Here is an 18311-nt window from a genome sequence, read left to right as displayed (position 1 = left end):
TCAACCGCACGCATGCGCTGGCAGCCGTGTGCCGTCACTTGCCCAAGCTGCTGTGGCAAGGGCTGGGACACCTGCTCGACGCAGCGCTGCGCAGCTTGAACGGCTGCTTCCAACGTGCCCGCTGCCTAATACGCCCAGGGCGCTCCAATCCGCGCACGCCTCGCGCCAAACGCATGGCGCCCACCGCATACAAAAACTTGTGATCGCCTTAACTTAACGACATTGGATCAAGAGTGACGATCCGTTGCTTGATCAGGGCATCGCGCAATTGCTCAAGGCCGTCAAGCAGCAGGCGGCAGCGAAGGGAAAACCCGTCAAGCGCGACCAGCTCCTCAAAGAAGGCTACAGCGAGCGCTTCATTGCCAAAGTCGAACAAGCCTGATCATGGGAGGTTCTTGCGGAGTTGCATGAACTCCTGGACCGAAAGATCCATGATCGGTGCAGCTCTCCGGGCGAGTCGAAGCGCTTCTTTATATAGACCATGCCACCCGTCAGCGCTCGGATGATCTGCTCCGTGCTCATTCCATGTGACCGGGCCAACCGGATCGCCGCTGCGAGGTCGGTGTAGCGGAGAAATGAGTCTGACATAAGCAGAAGTAGCCAGCCGCTGTGCCGGAGGGCAATGATTTTTTGTCATCAACCGATGCCATGCTTCGCTGGGTGCGTCCGCAGCCCCCTTTGTGAAAAGATTCACAATCTGTTTGCCGCTCCTTCGCACGGGGCGTAAATCCTTACCGTCTCAAACCCCACGCCTCATGGTCGCCCCTGCTGAATCCACCGTTGCTGCTTACGATTCGAAGATCGAAGGCAATATCATCTTCACCAAGATGGACGCCGCCATCAACTGGATGCGCAAGAACTCCATGTGGCCGATGCCGATGGGTCTGGCCTGCTGTGCGATTGAAATGATGGCCGCTGCGTGCAGCCGCTACGATTTGAGCCGCTTCGGCATGGAAGTGATGCGTTTCTCCCCCCGTCAGGCCGATGTCATGATCGTGGCCGGCACGGTGACCTACAAGATGGCCCTCGCCGTGAAACGTGTGTGGGATCAGATGCCGGAGCCGAAGTGGTGCATCGCCATGGGTGCCTGCGCTTCGAGCGGCGGAATGTATCGGAGCTATGCGGTGCTTCAGGGCGTGGATCAGATCATCCCAGTCGATGTTTACATCTCAGGCTGCCCACCGCGGCCTGAGGCGCTGCTGGAAGGCATGATGCGCCTCCAACGCAAAATCGAGACCGAGCACTCCTTCGTCGATCAGAAGCGCGAACTCATCGCCGAACTCACCGCTTAATTTTTTACGACCATGAATGCCGCCCAAATGGCCGAGGCCTTGAAGCAAAAGTTCAGTGATGCCGTGCTGGAAGTGAAGGAATTCCGTGGTGAGCAGACGCTCGTCGTCAAACTCGCCAGCGCGAAGCCGCTGCTGAAATACTGCCGTGACGAACTGGCCTTCGACTACCTCGTCGATGTCTCCAGCCTTGATTACCTGGGCCGGGAGCCGCGTTTTGAGATGGTTTACGAAATTTACGGCTACGGTCATCATGAGCACCTGCGCATCCGCGCCGCCGTGGCCGAAGACGAACCCGTCCCCACCGTGAGCGACATCTGGGCGACCGCGAACTGGCACGAGCGCGAGGTCTGGGACATGATGGGCATCAAGTTCAGCGGTCATCCCGATCTGCGCCGTATTTTGATGTGGGAAGGCTATCCTTACTTCCCGCTGCGCAAAGACTTCCCCCTCGAAGGCAAGCCCAGCGACATGCCCGACGTCGGCTTCACCAAGACCGCCCCGATGGCGGATGGCCCCTTCGTCACCAGTGCTGGAACCGGAGACACGGTGACTCGTGAGCCGCGTTCACGCAGGCCAACGGAATAATTCTTGGCCTACGGAACACGCGGAATACACGGAAAGGTTCAGAATGGATTTTTCTGTTTGTTCCGCGTGTTCCGTAGGCACAGGAAAGAGACACATCGCACCGCCGTTCACGTTTCCTCACTCTCATCATGACACGCACTCACCTCACCACCGTCCTCGGTCTGGCGCTCGCCACGACTGCTTTTTCCGCAACCGCCGATTGGGCCACTTTCCGCGGTCCGGCGGGCAATGGCATCGTTCCCGCTGTTACCGGCGCCAAATGGAGCCTCAAAGAAGTCTGGAAATCACCCACGAACCTCGGTTTCAGCTCCTTCACCGTCGCAGGCGGCAAAGCCTACACGCTCGTCACCGGCGAAACCGATGGCAACACCGGTGAAATGCTCGCCTGCCTGGATGAAAAAACCGGCAAGCAGCTTTGGAGCAAGCCTCTGACCGTCATCGCCAAATACGACGGCGGCGGCGACTCCGGCACGCCTGACAACAAGGGCGGCGACGGCTCCCGTTCCACGCCTGTCGTGGATGGTGGCAAGGTCTATGTCATCGACTCCATGCTCGGCGTCTTCTGCTTCGACGCCGCCAGCGGCGAGAAGGTCTGGAGCCACGACGTGATGAAGGAAAACGCCGGCGTGCAGATCAAATGGCACAACGCCGCTTCCCCGCTCATCGACGGCGATATTTTGATGCTCGCCGGTGGCGGCGCAGGCCAGGCGCTGATCGGTTTGAACAAGAACACCGGCAAAATCGTGTGGAAAGGCGAGGACGACAAGATGACCCATGCCACTCCGGTCCTCGCTGACATCCTCGGCGTACATCAGGCCATTTTCTTCACCCAGACCGGCCTCGTTGGCATTGAGCCAAAGAAAGGTGAAGTGCTGTGGCGTGCCGCCTTCCCCTACAAGGTGAGCACTGCGGCATCGCCGGTCGTGTTTGAGAACATCGTGTACTGCTCTGCCGGTTACGGCGTCGGTGCCGGTGCCTTCAAGCTCAGCAAAGCAGGCAGCAAACTCAGCGCCGAACAGATCTGGCGTCGTGAAAACCAGTGCTTCAACCACTGGAGCACGCCGGTCGTCAAAGATGGCTATCTTTACGGCATGTTCAGCTTCAAGGAATACGGCGCAGGCCCCCTCGCCTGCGTGGACATCCGCACCGGCGAGGACAAGTGGGCTGAAAAAGGCTTCGGCCCCGGCCAGGTCATCCTCGCGGGCGACAAAATCATTGCCACCAGCGACAAAGGCGAAATCGTCATCGCCGAGGCCAAGCCTGACAAATACAAGGAAGTGGCGCGCAAAGACGTGCTCGACGGCAAAGTCTGGAGCTACCCGGTCCTCGCCAATGGCAAAATTTTTGCCCGCAGCACCGTGGAAGGCGTCTGCCTTGATCTGAACTGATCGCAGCGATCAAGATTCAAGGTGTGAAGCCCGGAGTTCAAACTCCGGGCTTCTTTTTTGCCCAGTGACCGTGCAGCCTTGACGCCTTCGGCCCTCTGGCCGACTCTCGCGCCTCTCCGGCATGAAGTGGCAGCAACGTGTGATCCAGGCCTGGCAAAAGGCGCGTGAACTCCCCTATTTGGGGCGCGGTTCTTTTGCCGTGGCGATTGGGTGGGTGGTCCTCGCCATCGCACTCGGCTGGCACCGCACGCATCCGGACGATGCGGCCGGGGAGGCGATCCAGCAGGCGCAGATGGCGCAGATGGCGGTGCCCAAAGGCATTTTAGTGCTGGCCGGCGTGCTGCCTTATCTCAACCTCTGGGTCACCCTGGGCACGATGGTGCTGCTGCTCGTCATCTGGCGGCGCTGGGGCGATCTGCGCCGTTTGATGTTCCCGGTGAGTGTCGCCTCCGTGTCCTTGGCCGTTTGGGTCATTGCCAGCGAGCTGGTGGAATACATCGCGCACTCCCAGATGACGGAGATGGGCGAGCCGCCAGCACCCGTGGCCTTTGCCTTCAAACTGGTGAGTATCACCCTGGCGCTGCTCTCCGTGCCGTTCGCGCTGCATTACTACCGGCGCACCGGACTGCTGGAGCGCTACACGCTGCGCACGTTTGCGCATCCGCTGGTGTTCTGTTTCGTGTCCTTCTGCTCGCTGTGGATCATCATGGACCTGCTGGACAACCTAAAGGACTTTCAGTATGCCAAATCGAGCTTTGGCGAGGTGCTGGGCTTCTACCTCGGCCTGCTGCCGTACATTTACGTCACGGTGATGCCGGTGGCGCTGCTGCTGGCCGCTTTGTACGCACTCACACGCATGTCACGCGCGAACGAGATCATCTCCATGCTCGGCGCGGGCCGCAGCCTCGGCCAGGTGCTGCAGCCCATCTTTCTCTGCACGGTGTACGCCGCCTTTCTGAGCCTAGCCGCCAACTACTACTGGGCGCCACGCGCGGAGGGCAATCGCAAGGCCGTGGTGCGCGCCCTCGCTGAGAAAGGCGCGGATTCGATCATGGCGTCTTCCATCATGTTTCGCAATGAGCAGACCCACCGCACCTGGTTCGCGGCCACGTTCCCGTTTTCGCTGCGCAGCGGCCAGGCGCGCATGCATGGGGTGCAGGTGCGCGAGGAACATGCCGACGGCACCCCGGCGCGTACGATCCTGGCACCCACCGCAAGCTGGACGCCACGCGGTGGCTGGCGCTTTTACGACGGCAGTGAAATGATTTACCAGGACGGTCAGGTCACGGCGATCCGGCCCTTCCCCGCACGCAGCGACGGCCAGCGCATTCTGGAAGTGCCAGGCATCGAGGAAACCCCCTGGAGCATCGTCAGCTACGCCCTGCGGGCCGATTTCATGAGCGTGCCTGAAATCGTCTCCTACCTCCAGGCACATCCCAAGGCCGCGGATGACAAGCTCGCCCCTTTCCGCACGCATTTCTGGCATCGCTTCGCCCTGCCGTGGCAGGCGCTCGCACTGGTGCTCGTCGCCGCGCCGCTTGGAGTGGCGTATTCGCGGCGTGGCTCTGTGGGCGGCATCGCCGGCAGTGTGTTCATCTTTTTCATCTTCATGTTCGTGAACAATCTCTTCCTCAATCTCGGCAAAGGCGGTCATCTGCCGCCCTGGTTCACGGTGTGGGTGCCGCATCTGCTGTTTGGCTCGCTCGGACTCGTGCTGTTCCACTTCCGCTCGCAGAACCGCGACCTGCCCAGTTTTAAGTTCAAACTCTCCAAGCTCAAACCGCAGATTGCACGTCCGCGCAATCGCCGCACCCCGCTGCCTGACGCGTCGGGAACTTGAAACTTCCAACCTGAAACTTTAAACCTCGTTGATGCAGCAAAACTGGTCCATCCGCAGCCGTGCTCATGAATGCGCCCTCACCGGCCGTCCGTTCGAGGATGGCGAGAGCTTTCACACCACCATCCACTTTGATCCGCAGGAAAACGGCTACGTCCGCCGTGACGTGTGCAACGACGCCTGGGCGCAGGAACTGGAGCAGCGCAAGCCCGTCGCCGCCTGGAAAACCGTGTATCAAAAAAACATCGTCGAGGCCAGGCCCGAGATCGCACCGAAGGAAAGCGCGCAAGCTTTGCTGCAACGCTTCATCGAAGATGGCGATCCCCGCACCGACAACGCGCGCTACATCCTCGCCCTCATGCTCGAACGCAAACGCCAGCTCGTGCAGACCGCCGAGAAAGAAGTCGATGGCAACAAGATGCTCTTCTACGAAAACCGCAAGACCGGCGAAATCTTCATCGTGCGCGATCCCGAGCTGAAACTCGACGAAATCGCCCAGATGCAGGACGAAGTCGCCACCCTCCTCGCCTTCGGCGGTCCTGCCGCCGAAGCGGCGAAGGCCGTGGGCGTGACGCTGACCGTTGATGGCGTCGTTCCAGCCCCGGATGCTGTTGAACCAACAGAGAGCACACCAGCAGCCGAACCCGCAGAGCCTGCTGCGGACGAGCCAGCAAACACCGAAACAGCCACCGTCGAATTCGAGGTGGAGATCACCACCTCCGAATCCAGCATCCAGTAACCAGCATCTAGCATCCAGCCCCATGTCCCTCCAGCAAGACCGCGAAGAACTCCGCCAGATTTTGAAATCAAAGTCCGTCAAGACGGGCAAATTCACCCTCGCCTCTGGCAAGGAGAGTGATCTCTATGTTGATTGCCGCGTCACCACGCTCGATTCGCGTGGTGCGGTGCTCGTGGGGCGCGTGCTGCATGACCTGCTGCGCCAGGAAGAAGCGAAACGCGGCCTTAGCATCGGCTCACTCGGCGGTTTGACGATGGGCGCAGACCCGATCACGCTCGCCGTGGCGATGAGTTCCAGCATGGCGGGCGACGCAAAGCCGGTACAGGCCTTTGTCGTGCGCAAGGAAGCCAAGGGCCATGGCCGCGGCAAACGCATCGAGGGCAATTTCAAACCGGATGAGCCCATCGTCGTCGTCGATGACGTCATCACCACCGGCGGATCAACGTTGAAGGCGATTGAAGCGATCCAGGAGGAAGGCGGCAAGGTCGCCTTCGCCCTCATTCTTGTCGATCGCGACGAAGGTGGCCGTGAGGCCATCGAAAGCGCCGGCTATCCCGTCGTCGCCGCGTTCACGCGTGCCGACTTGGTGTAGTTGATCTGCCACACCCATATGTCCAACGAACCGGATCAACACTCAAAGGAAGAGACAAAGGCACAGCGTCCGCCCAAGTTTTTCGGTATTGCTGAATGGTATGGGCAGGATGTGGCCTGCATGACTGCGGATGCACGCCGCCGTCTGGCAAAGATCGCTCTGTCAAAGAAAGTCAAAATCGTGCCATGCCCGTTCCGTGCCGGGAGAAAGTGTCATAAAGCAGGAGGAGTCTGCACGCTTCGCAGCTACTCACGCGAGGATGCGCGCGACCAGTTCAAGCTTGGAAGCCCAGTGACGGTGTGCCCGAGCCGTTTTTTTGATCGGGAGGAGATTTTCCGCTGGGTAGGCGAGGTCATGCTGGGGACGCAAACTCCGAAAGTGCTGGGCGAGATTCGGTTTCTTCAGCGAATCACCGAAGGGAAAGAGCAGGATTCTGAAGACGCAGATTTCATCGGACGCATTGATAACATTCTAGTTCATCCCGAGATCTCGCCTCGTCTTCATTGGTGTGCCTTGGAGCTGCAAGCGGTCTATTTTTCAGGCAAGGCAATGGCCCCTGACTTTCAGGACATTCACGAACATCCTGACGACATTCGTTTTCCTGTGGGGAAACGACACCCCGACTTCAGGAGCAGTGGTCCCAAGCGTTTGCTGCCACAGTTGTTGAGCAAGGTGCCGGAGCTGAGCCGCTGGGGTAGAAAAATGGCGGTTTGCGTGGATGAATCCTTCTTTGCCGAACTCGTGGGCCTGGAGGAGGTCAAACATCTGAGCAATGCCGACATTGCGTGGTTCGTGGTGAAGTATGAGCCGGAGGGCGGTTCGTTCAGGCTGGCTCGTTCGCGTTGTTTCTACTCGAAACTCGACAACACATTGAAGGCGCTTACCGGTGGTGTGCCGCTTCCTCAGGAGGCATTTGAGGCGCAGATCAGGGCCAAACTCATATCAGTTGCCTGATCCACGGTTCAAGAAGCTCAAATCACGACCAATCAGCAGCTCGGTCATCTTCGCGTGGTGGGTGTTTTTCATCGCCACCTGGCGGGTTTCGAAGCCGAATTCATCCGCGAATGCCTGAATCTCTGGAGTGTTGTCGTAACTCATCAGGAAGTCCCCCTTGGCCTTGCTCATCAGTCGGAAGATTTCACGATGATCCACCTGCCAGTGCGTGTAAAGACGACGAGCCGCCACCATGTATGGCGGGTCGATGTAAAAGATAGTGTCCTTGTCGTTCAGGTGCTCGCGGACAAGAGCCAGCCCGTCTGTTTGGACAAAGGTGAAGCGGTCTTTGACTTCGTTGATTTCAAGGATGCGCCGTGCCAGGGTTTCTGGATACCAGCGGGCGTTCAGACCACGTTCACCCTCGCCGGTTTTGATCAGCCCGGCTCCCTTGGCGAGAATGCCTCCACGCTGGACACGGTTTCGCAACAGAGTGCGGAATGCCTCATCACGCAGAGAGCTTTCGGTGCCGTCGAGGATTCGTCGTACGTTTTCCAAGTTTAGGTCAAAGTTTCGCACTCGTTCAGCGAGCCATCGTGCCTGCCCATTTAAAACTACGCGCCACACGGACGCCACCCCATCGTCCATCTCTGAGAAAACCACATGGCGGGCAAGTTTTTCAAAACCCACAGTGAGACTGACCGCCGCACCTCCAGCAAAGGGTTCCAGCAGGCGGGTGGGAGTGCGATCAAGCGATCCCAACCACGAACGAACATGGGGGATCAGCCATGTCTTGCCTCCTGGGTAGCGGAACGGGCTGCGTTGCGGGACGCTGGAAACATTGACTGGACGATGCATTTCATAGCGCACCTCGCGTCTCGCAGTGGGGAACTCCAAAGTCATCGAATGACTTTCCTCACGCACCACGATGGTTCCCGCGTCATCCATTCGTCGGGCAATCTCCACCAGTTTGTCCGCAAGCTTTGTTGGCACTCGGATCACCGTTGTCTTGCCTGATCGCCAGCGGGACGGAAAAGTGGTGGATGAGCGTGCCATGAGCGCACCTGTATCGACAGAAGTATCCGAAGCAACCTTGTTACAGGGCTTTTTCTCCCTGTTACAGCATCAGCATGTACGCACTTACTTGATCTTCACCCGCGCGTAGTAGATGGCAGCCTTGCCTTCGTGGCTGGAGTAATAGGTCACATGCAGCAGGTCATCGTGCCAGTAGAGGCCGGGATAGCTGCAATCGCCGCTGCTGGGCAGTTCGAGGATGGACGTGAGGCTGGTGGCCGTCATCGCATAGATCACCATGTGCGGGCCGGGGGTGGCGCCAATGCCACGTGAGGCGGCGATGAGCTTGCCATCGGGCAGTTCGATGAAATTCGGGCCGCCGAGCGGCAAACCGGTCGCCGCCCAGGTCCAGTCACGATACGGCGCTTTCGCCATGCCGATGACGCCTTTGCGATCACCGCCCTGCCGGCTCACCAAGGCCAGCGCGCTGCCATCTTTGAGGAAACGCAGCGTCGTTTCGCCCGCTTGGCCCGGCACGTTCATGATCGAGGAGAGCTGCCACACGGAGCCGTCATCGCTGGCATACGTTTTCAGCGACCATTCTTTCTCCGGCGCGGGACCACCGGAGTTTGGATGGATGTTGTAGCTGACGCCGTAGAAGCGTTTGTCCGCTGGATTGATCGAGACACGCCAGAGCCAGTCGCCTTTGGCCAGGAGCTTCTGCACGGGCGTCCAGACCTTGCCGTCCATGGTGGTGGCATAGCGCGGCTGGCGTCCCTGCGCCGACTGGCCGCCGCAGAGCAGGTACAGGCGTTTGCCATCCGGCGTGACGATGAGTTTGGGATCACGCAGGTCCATGCCTTTTTCGCTGATGGTGACGTTATCGATCCAGACCTTACCGCTGGCTGAAAGCAAGGTGCGGATGACGCCCTCGCCCTTGTCGCCGGCCGGGGCCTCGCGGAAGCAGCAGTAGAACAGGTTTTGAAAGCGTGTGAGGTCGGTGAAACCGTTGTGCGGGGCCTTGTCCCAGATTTTTTCCACGGAGACGAGTTCCGCCACCTGCGCATGCAGCGTGGTGGCGGCGAAAATGGCAAGGAAGGTGAGGCGGCGGATCATAAAGCTCAATCGTACGCAATCGCCGCCGAGTTTCATCGTTTCTTTGGCCGGGTGGCAAAGAATAGCGCGATGCCGAGGCAGGCGACGAGGAAGGTTCCCGTGGTGAGCACCGTGAGCACGAGATCGCGCAGGTCTTTGCCAGGGATGAAACCGAGCTTGTGGAAGTTGGTGAAGATCGTGGCCTCAAACTGCCGCTGTTTGTCCGTGTGACGCGTGACGCTGCCCGTCGTGGTCGAAACATAGACTCGCGTCTCCAGCGCATCGCCCGTATCAAAACGATGCACGGGCAGGATGCGGAAGATGTTGATGTACTCCGTGTTGAAGGCCGTGAGGAAGTCCGTTTTTTTCACGGCGGCTCCGGCGAGGAAATTCTTCGCGATCTCGGCGGCGTAGGCTTCATCCATCGCAGGATCGACCTTGCCATCGACCGCGCTGACGTACTGCGGCCCACGCGAGGTCTTGGTGTAAATCTGATACCACGGCTGGCCGCCGATGCCGCGCAGGTTCACTGCCTGAACCTCGGGTTTGTCTTCGGGCAGCTTCGACACCGCCTCAGCGACGCTGAGCTTGATCGCATTCACATCCATGCCGCCGCCGGAGGGCCGTGCGGAGGGCGGCGGCGCCTGCGTGCGCGTCATCACGTTGTGCAGGACCCCGCTGCCGGAGGCGATGAGCACGGACACACTGAAGAGCAGGCCGATGCTGCGGTGGAGTTTGCGGATGAGCTTTGGATTCATGAGCGAAGAGCGAAGAGCAGAGGGCAAGGGGTCAGAAAGATGAAGCGCAGGCAAAGGGCGATTCGCGTCTCTACGCCCTTCGCCCTTTGCTCTACGCATTGGCTACCACTTAAATTCGACACCGCTGTAAAAGGCGCGGCCATCGCCGGGAAGGAAGACCTGATTGGCCGTGCCAACCGTGGCATTTTGCACGACACCGGTGGTGGGCGAGTAGGCCGCATCGGTGAGGTTGCGTGCTTCGACGAAGAAGGAGACGCCTTTTTTTGTCTTGTAGCCGAATTTCAAGCCCAGCAGTGCATAGGGATCGGCAAAGGTGGTGCGGGCCAGGTCGGCGGCGAAGCGCCGCGAGGACCATTCGACGTTGGGCCCGAAGTAGAAGCCGCTGGGGTGCTCATACAGCAGCTCGGCACGGTAGTAGAATGGCGGCATGCCCGGCAGCATGCGGTCGCCCCAGCGGGCGTCGCGGGCGAAACGGAAGTCATTCCATAAAAAATTCTGCCGCAGCACGAGACGGTCATAGTCCTCGGCGGCTGCCGTGGTCAGATTGCGCCACAGGTCGGCATTGAGCGCGAATTCGATGCCTTGATGGATCGTGCGGCCGGCGTTGGTGGTCAGTGTGGCATTGCCCGGCACGCCGAGGGTCAGCATCTCGTCATCCAGCCAGGCGTAGTAGTAGCTGAAGTCCCACGCGATGCGCTCCGCCTCACCACGCGTGCCGATTTCCAGCGTGGTGGCCGTCTGCGGCTTCAAAGCGACGAGGGAGGGGAAACCCGCGCCGATGGCGGTCAATTCGCCGAATGAGGGCGGTTCGAAACTGCGGCTGGCATTGAAATAGACCTGCGATTTTGGGGTGACTTCCCACAGCAGGCCCAGTTTTGGGCTGAAGCCCCAGAATTCCTGACGGTCGGTGTTATCGAGGCCGAAGAGCGTCTCCTCATTCAAATCACGGTTCGCGAAGGTCACGGAGGAGCCGATGATGAACGACACGGTGTCCGTGAGATGCAGCTGATCCTGAGCGTAGAAGTTCAAGTTCATCGACTGCGTGCGGTTTTGCGCCAGCAGGGCGCCGCGCTGGCCGCTCACGTTGGCATAGCGGTTGTCCGCGGTGTTCCCATACATGAAGCCGAGTCCCACCGTCAGATCGTTGTTCAGACCGAAGAGATGATGGTGGCCGTCATAACGCAGATCAAAACCAACGTCATTGCTCAGCTGATCAATGACCTGGAAGATCGGGTGATCGAGGTCTTTCCATGACCAGAACAAAGACAGCGCCAGTGAGTTGTCACCATCGGAGAATGTCAGCTTATTCGCGAGGCGCAGGAGCTGGTAATCGCGCCGCTGCTGACCGGCGACTCCGGTCGGGTTCGCCTGCTGGGGGTTGGCCTCGAACTGCGCTTTTGTCAGCGCACCGGGGAGCTGCGATTTGCTGTCCACCCAGGTGAGATAGAAACGGTTTTCGAGGTTTGCGCTGAGTTTGGTGCCGATGTTCGCGAAGATGCGCAGGCTTTCCTGCTCGCTGTAATCACGGAAGCCGTCCGTGTGCGAGGCGCTGATGCTGGCATACACGTCCGTGTCACCGCTCACGAAGCCGGAGGAAATTTGTGCGCGCTGGGTGTTAAAGCTGCCAATCTCAAAACGTGTCTGGAACGGACTGGCCGTGTGGCCGGTCTGGGAGATGAAATTGACCGCGCCACCAAGCGTCGTGCCACCGTATTGCAGGGCGTTCGCACCGCGATAGACCTCGATGTAGTTCGAGGACAACGGCTCGACGGCCTGCATGTCGAAGCCGCCGTCTGCTAGATTCAGCGGCACGCCGTCCTGCATCAACCAGATGCCGCGACCATGGAAGGTGCGCTGGATGCCGCTGCCGCGGATGGAGAGACGCGACTCCTCCGCCCCGAAGCGCGACTGAATGAAGACCCCTGGCGCGAAATCCAGCGCATCTTTCAACGTGCTGGCACGGCCACGTTTGTAGTCCTCTGCATCCACGACACCGGCACCGCCGGGGATCGTTTTGGCGAGCTGTGCTTTTTTGGCTGCAAGGCTGGGAACCGTGAGAGACGGCGACTCTTTGTCCGCGGTGATGACGACTTCCCTGAGTTCGGTCGGCGGTTTGATAGACGGGGCGGCAGTCTGCGCGAGCACAGCGCCGGAAAGTGCGAGTAAAATGAGAAAAGAGAATGGTTTCATTGAGCGAGATGGGAGGGCGGCAGCCGCAGCAATGGCGGCACGCGCAGGGGGCGTAGGCCGGACTTCTTCAGTCCGGCATTCAGACATCGGTTTTGGAAAACCGATCTACATTCAAGCCAGCCCGCATCGTGGCGGCGGCATCTCCGGTCTCTCGTTGCGTTGCGCCATCGTGGCGCGAATCATCACAAACGAAATGTTCTCTCCTGCGGGAGCTATCAGTTTCGTGATCTCCACCAGCACCGCGTCCATCTTTTTCAAAGACTGTCCCGTCTGCTGCGGCCGCTGTTGATCCGAATCACGGCCCTCTTTCACCTTCGCGCACAACGCACAACCATGCTGGCCATCGAACGTCTTCTCCACCGCCTCGATCACTGCGCCTTCACGCGCGAACGAGATCAACATCCCCGTCCACGCGATGCCTTGCAGCAGCGCCCAGTGCATGCCGAGCGAGAGACAAACCACGCCAACAATCCCCCGCCGCGCTATGCGCAGGAGAAGAGATGGCGGCGTGCGGGAGGACATGGCGGGCGAGTATGAGAAGCACGCTGCTCGCTGTCAACCGTGCTACTTCATCGTCTCAAACCACGCCAGCAGGTCGAGAATCTGCTCCGCCTTCAATGAATTAAGCAAACCGGCGGGCATGGGCGAGATTTCGGAGATCGTGCGCTCCTTGATCATCGCTTTGGCGATCTCGTTTTTCTCCGGCGCGAGCGGATTCGGCCGCAGCACGACGCGTTCATCGTCTTCGCTCTCCAGACTACCCGTGATCGTCTTCCCATCGCTCGTTTTGACCGTCACGTAGCGGAATTTCTCGTCGATGAACTTCGACGGATTCAAAATGTGATCCAGCAGGTCACGGCGATTGAAGCGTGCCGACACCTGCACGAGGTCCGGCCCGAAGACACCCGCTGGCAGCTTGGGATCATTGCTCACGCGATGGCAAAACACGCACTGCGTGCGAATCAGAGCGTCCTTCGCGCTGTCGCGATTGCGTGTCTTGGCATCCATCTTCGTCAGCAGCGGCTCCAGGTCCTCCATCTTCCAGTTCTTGAACGAATGCCCCGGCAGCGCATGCGGCGACAACGCCGCTGGCTTCGACGGCTGAATCACCGCTGCCAGTTGCACCGCCTCCTCCGGCTTCAACGCGGCTGCCAGTTCGCTGCGCGTGTCGGCGATCGCTTTGAAGAAAGTGGACGCGCCGTTCATCTTCTCCGCCTTGTTCAACGCTTCGAATGCGACCTTCCGCTGCTCCAACGTCCAGCCGTCTTTGAGGTAACGCAGCACGAACGGGTAGAAGAGCAGGTCTTCGGATGACGTGGCCGCCTTGAGCAACGGCATCGTCTTTTCGATGACCGTGGGTGACCTCAAATAGACGAGCAGGCGGCAGAGTTCGCGGTTGAGGAAGGTTTTGTCGCTTGGATAGGCCGCCCAATTCATCAGCGCAGCCTGTTTTGCTGGCTCTCCCTGGCGTGAAATGGCGACGGCGATGACGCGGAGAGCGTCCAGCGTCGGTTTGGGCGCGGATTGCATCACCGCATCGAGAATGGCGTTGAGATCACCCTTATCACCGACGCGAGCGAGAGCGAGCAAGGCATGCGTCTGGCCTGATTGAAGTGCTGTTTCGCGCCATTCGGCCACAGGCTGGCTTTCCAGCTTCATGCGCTCGAAGTGGTGATCAAAGCGTGTGCTTGGCCCCTCACCCCAGCCCTCTCCCCGATTTGAATCGGTCTGCTGTTCTGTCGTTGGGCGGGGAGAGGGAGAAGATCGGCTCCCTCGCCCCGTCGAGGATGAGATTGAGGCTTTGTCGTCCTTCGGGGAGAGGGTTGGGGTGAGGGGCGACACCCGATACAACCCGCTCTGCGTGCCACGTCCGCCAGTGGTGAACCACATCGTGCCATCGGGACCGATGCAGCCGTCGGTGACATTGAGCGGCCTGCCGGTTACGAAATCCTCCTGCTCTGCTGTGTAGCTCACGCCGTTTTTCTTCAAATGCACCGCGATGATGCGGCCATAACTCCAATCGAGAATGTAGAGCGCGTCTTGATACTTCTGCGGGAACTCGGAGCCGTAGCCGAAGTAGATTCCTGTCGGCGATGACAGGCCGATGTCGATCACGCTCGGCAGCGTGTCCGCATACCACGCGGGAAAGCGTCCTGTGCCTCTGCGCCAGCCGAAATCAGCACCGGGGACGATGTGGAGCACACGAGTTGGCATGTACCACGGCGTGCCGACATCACGCTCCATGTCGGCATCGAAGGTGAAAAGATCGCCTTCGTGGTTGAAGGCGATGTCGAGCGGGTTGCGCAGGCCACCGGCGAGGAGCGTGACTTTGCTGCCATCGGGTTTCACGCGGAGGATGTGGCCGGCGGGGAGTTCAACGTTGCCGTCGAACATGCTGCCGTCCCAGGGATTCGGGATGAGCTGGTCGTAGGCGTAGTTTTTGAGCGGCGAATCGGACGCGATGTTCTTTGGCAGCAACACGTTGTTGCCATGCGCGACGTAGATGTCGCCATCGGGGCCGAGTTTGATGTGATTGCGGCCATGACCGACGCCGCCTTCGGTGCGGACGAGTTCTTGGCGTTCCTCGAATTTGCCATCGCCGTCTTTGTCGGTGAGGCGGAAGAGCGCCTTCGAGTTGTTGGCGTTCGCGAAGAGGGAGCCGTGTGCGTAGAGCAGTCCGCGGCACTCCAGCAGCTCATCGTCGATGATTTCGGCTTTTTGCTCGCCGCTGCCGCTGAGCGTGAGGCGCAGGAGGCCCTTCTTTTCTTTGCCAAGCGTGATGCGGCCTTGCGGATCGAAGGCCATGGAGACCCACGAGTCTTCTCCGGGCTGTGATGAGCGGATGAGTTCGGCTTTGAAGCCGGGAGGCAGCGTCAGCGTGGCCGGATCGGTGGCTTGGTTTTGTGCGCCGGGCTTGGCGAGCTGCCAGGAGTTGTAGGCGTCGAAGGTTTTCTTCAAATCGAAGGGATTCGTGGCCGGATCAGCGTCGGTGGAGCCAATGACGCGGGCGTTTTGCCACGAGTCATCGGTGACGATCCAGCGCACGGCGGCGAGATCGCCGTTGAGTTCGAGCAGCGCGGCGGCTTTGGCTTTCGCAGGCACGCGGAGGCCGATTTGATGCGTTTTGCCGTCGCTCAGTTGCTTCGTGAGATCAGTGCCGGTCGCTGTTTCGGCACTTTTTACTGTCGCGATGCTCTTGCCGTCGAGCAGGATCTCCACCGTGGCATCCGTGGCGGTCAGGAGCACGGCCTTGAGCAGTTTGCCTTCGTGTTTGACGTCTTGAGTGAAGGTGACCGCCCTACCGTCTTCTGGCGAAGACAGCCACATAGGAGCTGGCGGGCGATTGGCGAGCTGGGCGAAGGCGGGTGCCGAGAGCAGCAGGAACAGGAGGCAGCGTGACATGCGCAGAGAACGTGCGCGGTGCAGGAAGACTGTCGCCTGCATTTCACACGCTCTCTTGTGAGAGGGAAACAGCGCGTTGGCAGCTTTTTTGTAGCTCGGTATTCGCTTCGCGGCTACGCAGCCGATACCGAGTCGGTGCCGTCGCGGAATCGGAATTCCGCGCTACAAGGCCGCAGAGCCACATGCGGCGTGTGAGAAATGCAGCTTAAAGCGCCTGGGCGCCGACAGTGAAGGTCACGTTTTCAATCTGCGCCTGGTGCAGGGAGTTGAGCACGTCGATGACGCGTTCGTAGCTGGCCTGTTCCTCGGCCTGGATGGTGACGAGCACGGCTTGCTGCTGCTGCGACGAGGATGCGGCGAGACGGCGCAGAGTTTTCGTGAGTGTTGTCAGCGCTTTATCGCGTGGGGAGTCGAATGACTCCTCGTTCATCGTGACGGTGCCGTCTTCGAGGATGCCGATGGTGATTTCATCGACGGGAAACTTCACCAATGCGTCGCCAGATTTAGGCAGTTTGGTGATCAGCTCCCGCTCCACCTTCACAGTGCCGACCATGACCATGAAGAAAAGCATGATGACGAAGACGACATCGATCATGGGAGCGATTTGAAAGCCAAGGGTGGTGGTGTCGGTGTGGATGGTGTGTTTCATGGCGTGCGAGTTCCGCAAGTCATCACGGCGGTGAAGATTGAATCTTGGGGTGCAAAAACGGCTGGCTTGCAGCGCGGTTGTCGGTTTTGTCTGCGACTGATGAGGAAAGCTCCAAAAAAGCCGGTGACCAAAAAAGCTGCGGGGAAACCAGCAACGCGAGCCGCCGCACCTGACTTGGGCATGAGCCTGGAGGAGCTGCGCGAGCTGGAGGCGAAGGCGGTGCGGCTGGAGAAACTGGCGCAGGTGCTGCTCAACACGCCGCAGCAGGCCTTTTATCTCTACGACTATCGTGAGCAGCGGTTCGTGCTGGGGCAGGAGCATGTTTCCGGCCTCTACGGCTACAAGCCGGGTGAGGTCGAAAAGCTGGCGAAGGGCTGGTTCAGCATCATCCACCCGAACGATCTGGACGAGTTCCAGACGGCGCATCTGCGCCTGATGCACAGCCGGCGCAATGAGGTGCAGTCGATTCGTACGCGGGTGCTGCGCAAGAACGGCGGCTACGAATGGATCCAAGCCTACATGCGGCCGTTTGAGCGCGATGCGGAGGGCAAGGTGGTCTCCGAAGTCGGCATGGTGGTCATCATCACGCCCTTGATGGAGGCGGAGCAGGCATTGCGTGAGACGGAGGCGCGCTGCCACAGCCTGTTTCAGCACAACACCGCCGGTGTGCTGGTGTTCGACGCGGACTTTCACATCGTCGATGCCAATCCCGCCGTCTGCCGCATGCTGGGGCATGATAAGAAATCCCTGCTGCGGCTGAGCGTGCTGGATGTGACCGCTCCCGGTGTCCGCACGGAGATGCATCAAATGCTGCGCACGATGAAGAGCCGCGTGAAGCTGCCTGCGAGCTTTGACACTGCGCTTGATCATCACGCTGGCAAACGAGTGGAGGTGATGGCGGCCCCCACCTGCCTGCGTGATGAAACCGGCGGCTTTCATCAGGGCATGCTGATTCTCACGGACATCACCCAGCGCAAGGCGGTGGAGGCCGCGCTGAAGCGTGAGTCGGACTTGAACAAGGTGCTGATCGATCACGCACCCATCGCGATCGGACTGCTGGACGCCGATGGCATCATTTTGCGGGTGAACTCGGCAGCGGAAAAGATCTTCGGCTTCACCTTGAAGGAGGTAAAGGGCAAGGCCGTGTGGACGCTGCCAGTGATGGGGCCGGAGGAGATCGGCCCGTCCCGCCAGCGGTTTCAGGCTCTTGTGAAGGGCGCAGGCAAGGTGGCCGCCACCCTTTCCATGCGCACCCGCAGCGGTGAAACGCGCCAGATTGAAACGGCCTCCACCGCCGTGAACAAGGCGGACGGCAGCATCGACTTCTTCGTCACCACCGGCACGGACGTCACCGAACGACGCAAACTGGAGGTGGAGGTCATCCGCGTGGCGGAGCAGGAGCACATCCGCATCGGCCATGATCTTCACGATGGCATCGGCCAGACGCTCACCGGCATTGCTGCCTTGGTCGAGGCGTTGGAAAGCCGACTGAGCGGGGAAGAGCAAAAGGATGCCCGACGCATTCATGAATTGATGAAAACGGCCATTGAGGAGACGCGTCGCCTCTCGCACGGCCTCTCACCCGCAGCGGTGAAGAACCGTGGCCTTGCTGGCGGCCTGATGCTGATTGCGGAAACAGTGCGGGAGAATTTCCGCCGCGAGTGCGTCTGCCATCTGGATCGTCCAGCCCCCGTGATCAGCCAGGAGACGGAGATTCATCTCTTTCGCATCGCCCAGGAGGCGGTGAACAACGCCATCCGCCATGGCGGTGCCACCAAGATGCACCTCAGTCTGCGGCGCAAATCCACCACGCAGGGCATCCTGGAAATCAGCGACA

Annotated in this window: 16 protein-coding genes; 9 read left to right on the top strand and 7 right to left on the bottom strand. The window is 59.9% G+C overall.

Going from position 1 to position 18311, the window contains the following annotated elements:
* The 8 genes from ACKVY0_RS04270 to ACKVY0_RS04235 form a co-directional block, all read left to right on the top strand.
* On the top strand, window positions 1-203 hold a 203-nt coding region (locus ACKVY0_RS04270), incomplete at its 5' end, for a hypothetical protein (RefSeq protein WP_409213553.1).
* A 552-nt stretch (window positions 204-755) separates the two neighbouring features.
* The gene (nuoB, locus tag ACKVY0_RS04265; RefSeq protein ID WP_409213552.1) at window positions 756-1292 is read left to right on the top strand and encodes an NADH-quinone oxidoreductase subunit NuoB; all 537 of its coding nucleotides are present in this window, start codon (window positions 756-758) and stop codon (window positions 1290-1292) included.
* 12 nt (window positions 1293-1304) lie between these two features.
* Entirely contained in the window at window positions 1305-1877 is a 573-nt protein-coding gene (locus tag ACKVY0_RS04260; RefSeq protein WP_409213551.1) for an NADH-quinone oxidoreductase subunit C, read from the top strand.
* A gap of 128 nt (window positions 1878-2005) precedes the next feature.
* Window positions 2006-3265: a PQQ-binding-like beta-propeller repeat protein gene (locus ACKVY0_RS04255; protein WP_409213550.1), complete on the top strand. Its 1260-nt coding sequence runs from the start codon at window positions 2006-2008 to the stop codon at window positions 3263-3265.
* 121 nt (window positions 3266-3386) lie between these two features.
* The gene (locus ACKVY0_RS04250; protein ID WP_409213549.1) at window positions 3387-5105 is read left to right on the top strand and encodes an LptF/LptG family permease; all 1719 of its coding nucleotides are present in this window, start codon (window positions 3387-3389) and stop codon (window positions 5103-5105) included.
* Between the two features lie 31 nt (window positions 5106-5136).
* A complete protein-coding gene (locus tag ACKVY0_RS04245; protein WP_409213548.1) occupies window positions 5137-5841 on the top strand; it encodes a hypothetical protein in 705 nt (234 codons plus the stop codon).
* Window positions 5842-5863: 22 nt separating this feature from the next.
* Window positions 5864-6433 (top strand): orotate phosphoribosyltransferase, encoded by a 570-nt coding sequence (gene pyrE / locus ACKVY0_RS04240; RefSeq protein WP_409213547.1) that lies wholly within the window; start codon window positions 5864-5866, stop codon window positions 6431-6433.
* Window positions 6434-6451: 18 nt separating this feature from the next.
* On the top strand, window positions 6452-7387 hold the full coding sequence (locus tag ACKVY0_RS04235) for a NotI family restriction endonuclease (protein ID WP_409213546.1): 936 nt from the start codon (window positions 6452-6454) through the stop codon (window positions 7385-7387).
* On the opposite strand, the gene ACKVY0_RS04230 is transcribed toward ACKVY0_RS04235, so the two are convergent.
* The 7 genes from ACKVY0_RS04230 to ACKVY0_RS04200 form a co-directional block, all read right to left on the bottom strand.
* On the bottom strand, window positions 7376-8422 hold the full coding sequence (locus ACKVY0_RS04230; protein WP_409213545.1) for a DNA adenine methylase: 1047 nt from the start codon (window positions 8420-8422) through the stop codon (window positions 7376-7378). The genes ACKVY0_RS04235 and ACKVY0_RS04230 overlap by 12 nt on opposite strands.
* Before the next feature lie 84 nt (window positions 8423-8506).
* On the bottom strand, window positions 8507-9496 hold the full coding sequence (locus tag ACKVY0_RS04225) for an exo-alpha-sialidase (protein WP_409213544.1): 990 nt from the start codon (window positions 9494-9496) through the stop codon (window positions 8507-8509).
* A gap of 32 nt (window positions 9497-9528) precedes the next feature.
* Window positions 9529-10233: a hypothetical protein gene (locus ACKVY0_RS04220; protein ID WP_409213543.1), complete on the bottom strand. Its 705-nt coding sequence runs from the start codon at window positions 10231-10233 to the stop codon at window positions 9529-9531.
* A gap of 102 nt (window positions 10234-10335) precedes the next feature.
* A complete protein-coding gene (locus ACKVY0_RS04215; protein WP_409213542.1) occupies window positions 10336-12423 on the bottom strand; it encodes a TonB-dependent receptor family protein in 2088 nt (695 codons plus the stop codon).
* A gap of 111 nt (window positions 12424-12534) precedes the next feature.
* Complete coding sequence (locus ACKVY0_RS04210; protein ID WP_409213541.1) at window positions 12535-12945, bottom strand: hypothetical protein; 411 nt, start codon at window positions 12943-12945, stop codon at window positions 12535-12537.
* A 42-nt stretch (window positions 12946-12987) separates the two neighbouring features.
* Window positions 12988-15825, bottom strand: coding sequence for a hypothetical protein (locus tag ACKVY0_RS04205; RefSeq protein WP_409213540.1), 2838 nt, complete (start codon window positions 15823-15825; stop codon window positions 12988-12990).
* Window positions 15826-16030: 205 nt separating this feature from the next.
* Window positions 16031-16474, bottom strand: a complete 444-nt coding sequence (locus ACKVY0_RS04200; protein ID WP_409213539.1) for an ExbD/TolR family protein — start codon at window positions 16472-16474, stop codon at window positions 16031-16033.
* A 99-nt stretch (window positions 16475-16573) separates the two neighbouring features.
* Between ACKVY0_RS04200 and ACKVY0_RS04195 the strand changes: the two genes are divergently transcribed.
* Window positions 16574-18311: PAS domain S-box protein (locus tag ACKVY0_RS04195; RefSeq protein WP_409213538.1), on the top strand; the 1738-nt coding region annotated here is incomplete at its 3' end.

Source organism: Prosthecobacter sp. (assembly GCF_046154365.1).
Classification (GTDB): domain Bacteria; phylum Verrucomicrobiota; class Verrucomicrobiia; order Verrucomicrobiales; family Verrucomicrobiaceae; genus Prosthecobacter.
The sequence above is the reverse complement of the archived record's forward strand: the minus strand, read 5'-3'. Positions and strand labels throughout refer to the sequence as shown.

Bases quoted from the DNA above. Each gene is read 5' to 3' on its own strand.
- ACKVY0_RS04225 (WP_409213544.1), bottom strand. From the start codon at position 9,496: ATGATCCGCCGCCTCACCTTCCTTGCCATTTTCGCCGCCACCACGCTG.
- ACKVY0_RS04245 (WP_409213548.1), top strand. From the start codon at position 5,137: ATGCAGCAAAACTGGTCCATCCGCAGCCGTGCTCATGAATGCGCCCTC.
- ACKVY0_RS04205 (WP_409213540.1), bottom strand. From the start codon at position 15,825: ATGTCACGCTGCCTCCTGTTCCTGCTGCTCTCGGCACCCGCCTTCGCC.
- ACKVY0_RS04260 (WP_409213551.1), top strand. From the start codon at position 1,305: ATGAATGCCGCCCAAATGGCCGAGGCCTTGAAGCAAAAGTTCAGTGAT.
- nuoB (WP_409213552.1), top strand. From the start codon at position 756: ATGGTCGCCCCTGCTGAATCCACCGTTGCTGCTTACGATTCGAAGATC.
- ACKVY0_RS04235 (WP_409213546.1), top strand. From the start codon at position 6,452: ATGTCCAACGAACCGGATCAACACTCAAAGGAAGAGACAAAGGCACAG.
- ACKVY0_RS04210 (WP_409213541.1), bottom strand. From the start codon at position 12,945: ATGTCCTCCCGCACGCCGCCATCTCTTCTCCTGCGCATAGCGCGGCGG.
- ACKVY0_RS04230 (WP_409213545.1), bottom strand. From the start codon at position 8,422: ATGGCACGCTCATCCACCACTTTTCCGTCCCGCTGGCGATCAGGCAAG.
- ACKVY0_RS04255 (WP_409213550.1), top strand. From the start codon at position 2,006: ATGACACGCACTCACCTCACCACCGTCCTCGGTCTGGCGCTCGCCACG.
- ACKVY0_RS04220 (WP_409213543.1), bottom strand. From the start codon at position 10,233: ATGAATCCAAAGCTCATCCGCAAACTCCACCGCAGCATCGGCCTGCTC.
- ACKVY0_RS04250 (WP_409213549.1), top strand. From the start codon at position 3,387: ATGAAGTGGCAGCAACGTGTGATCCAGGCCTGGCAAAAGGCGCGTGAA.
- ACKVY0_RS04200 (WP_409213539.1), bottom strand. From the start codon at position 16,474: ATGAAACACACCATCCACACCGACACCACCACCCTTGGCTTTCAAATC.
- pyrE (WP_409213547.1), top strand. From the start codon at position 5,864: ATGTCCCTCCAGCAAGACCGCGAAGAACTCCGCCAGATTTTGAAATCA.
- ACKVY0_RS04215 (WP_409213542.1), bottom strand. From the start codon at position 12,423: ATGAAACCATTCTCTTTTCTCATTTTACTCGCACTTTCCGGCGCTGTG.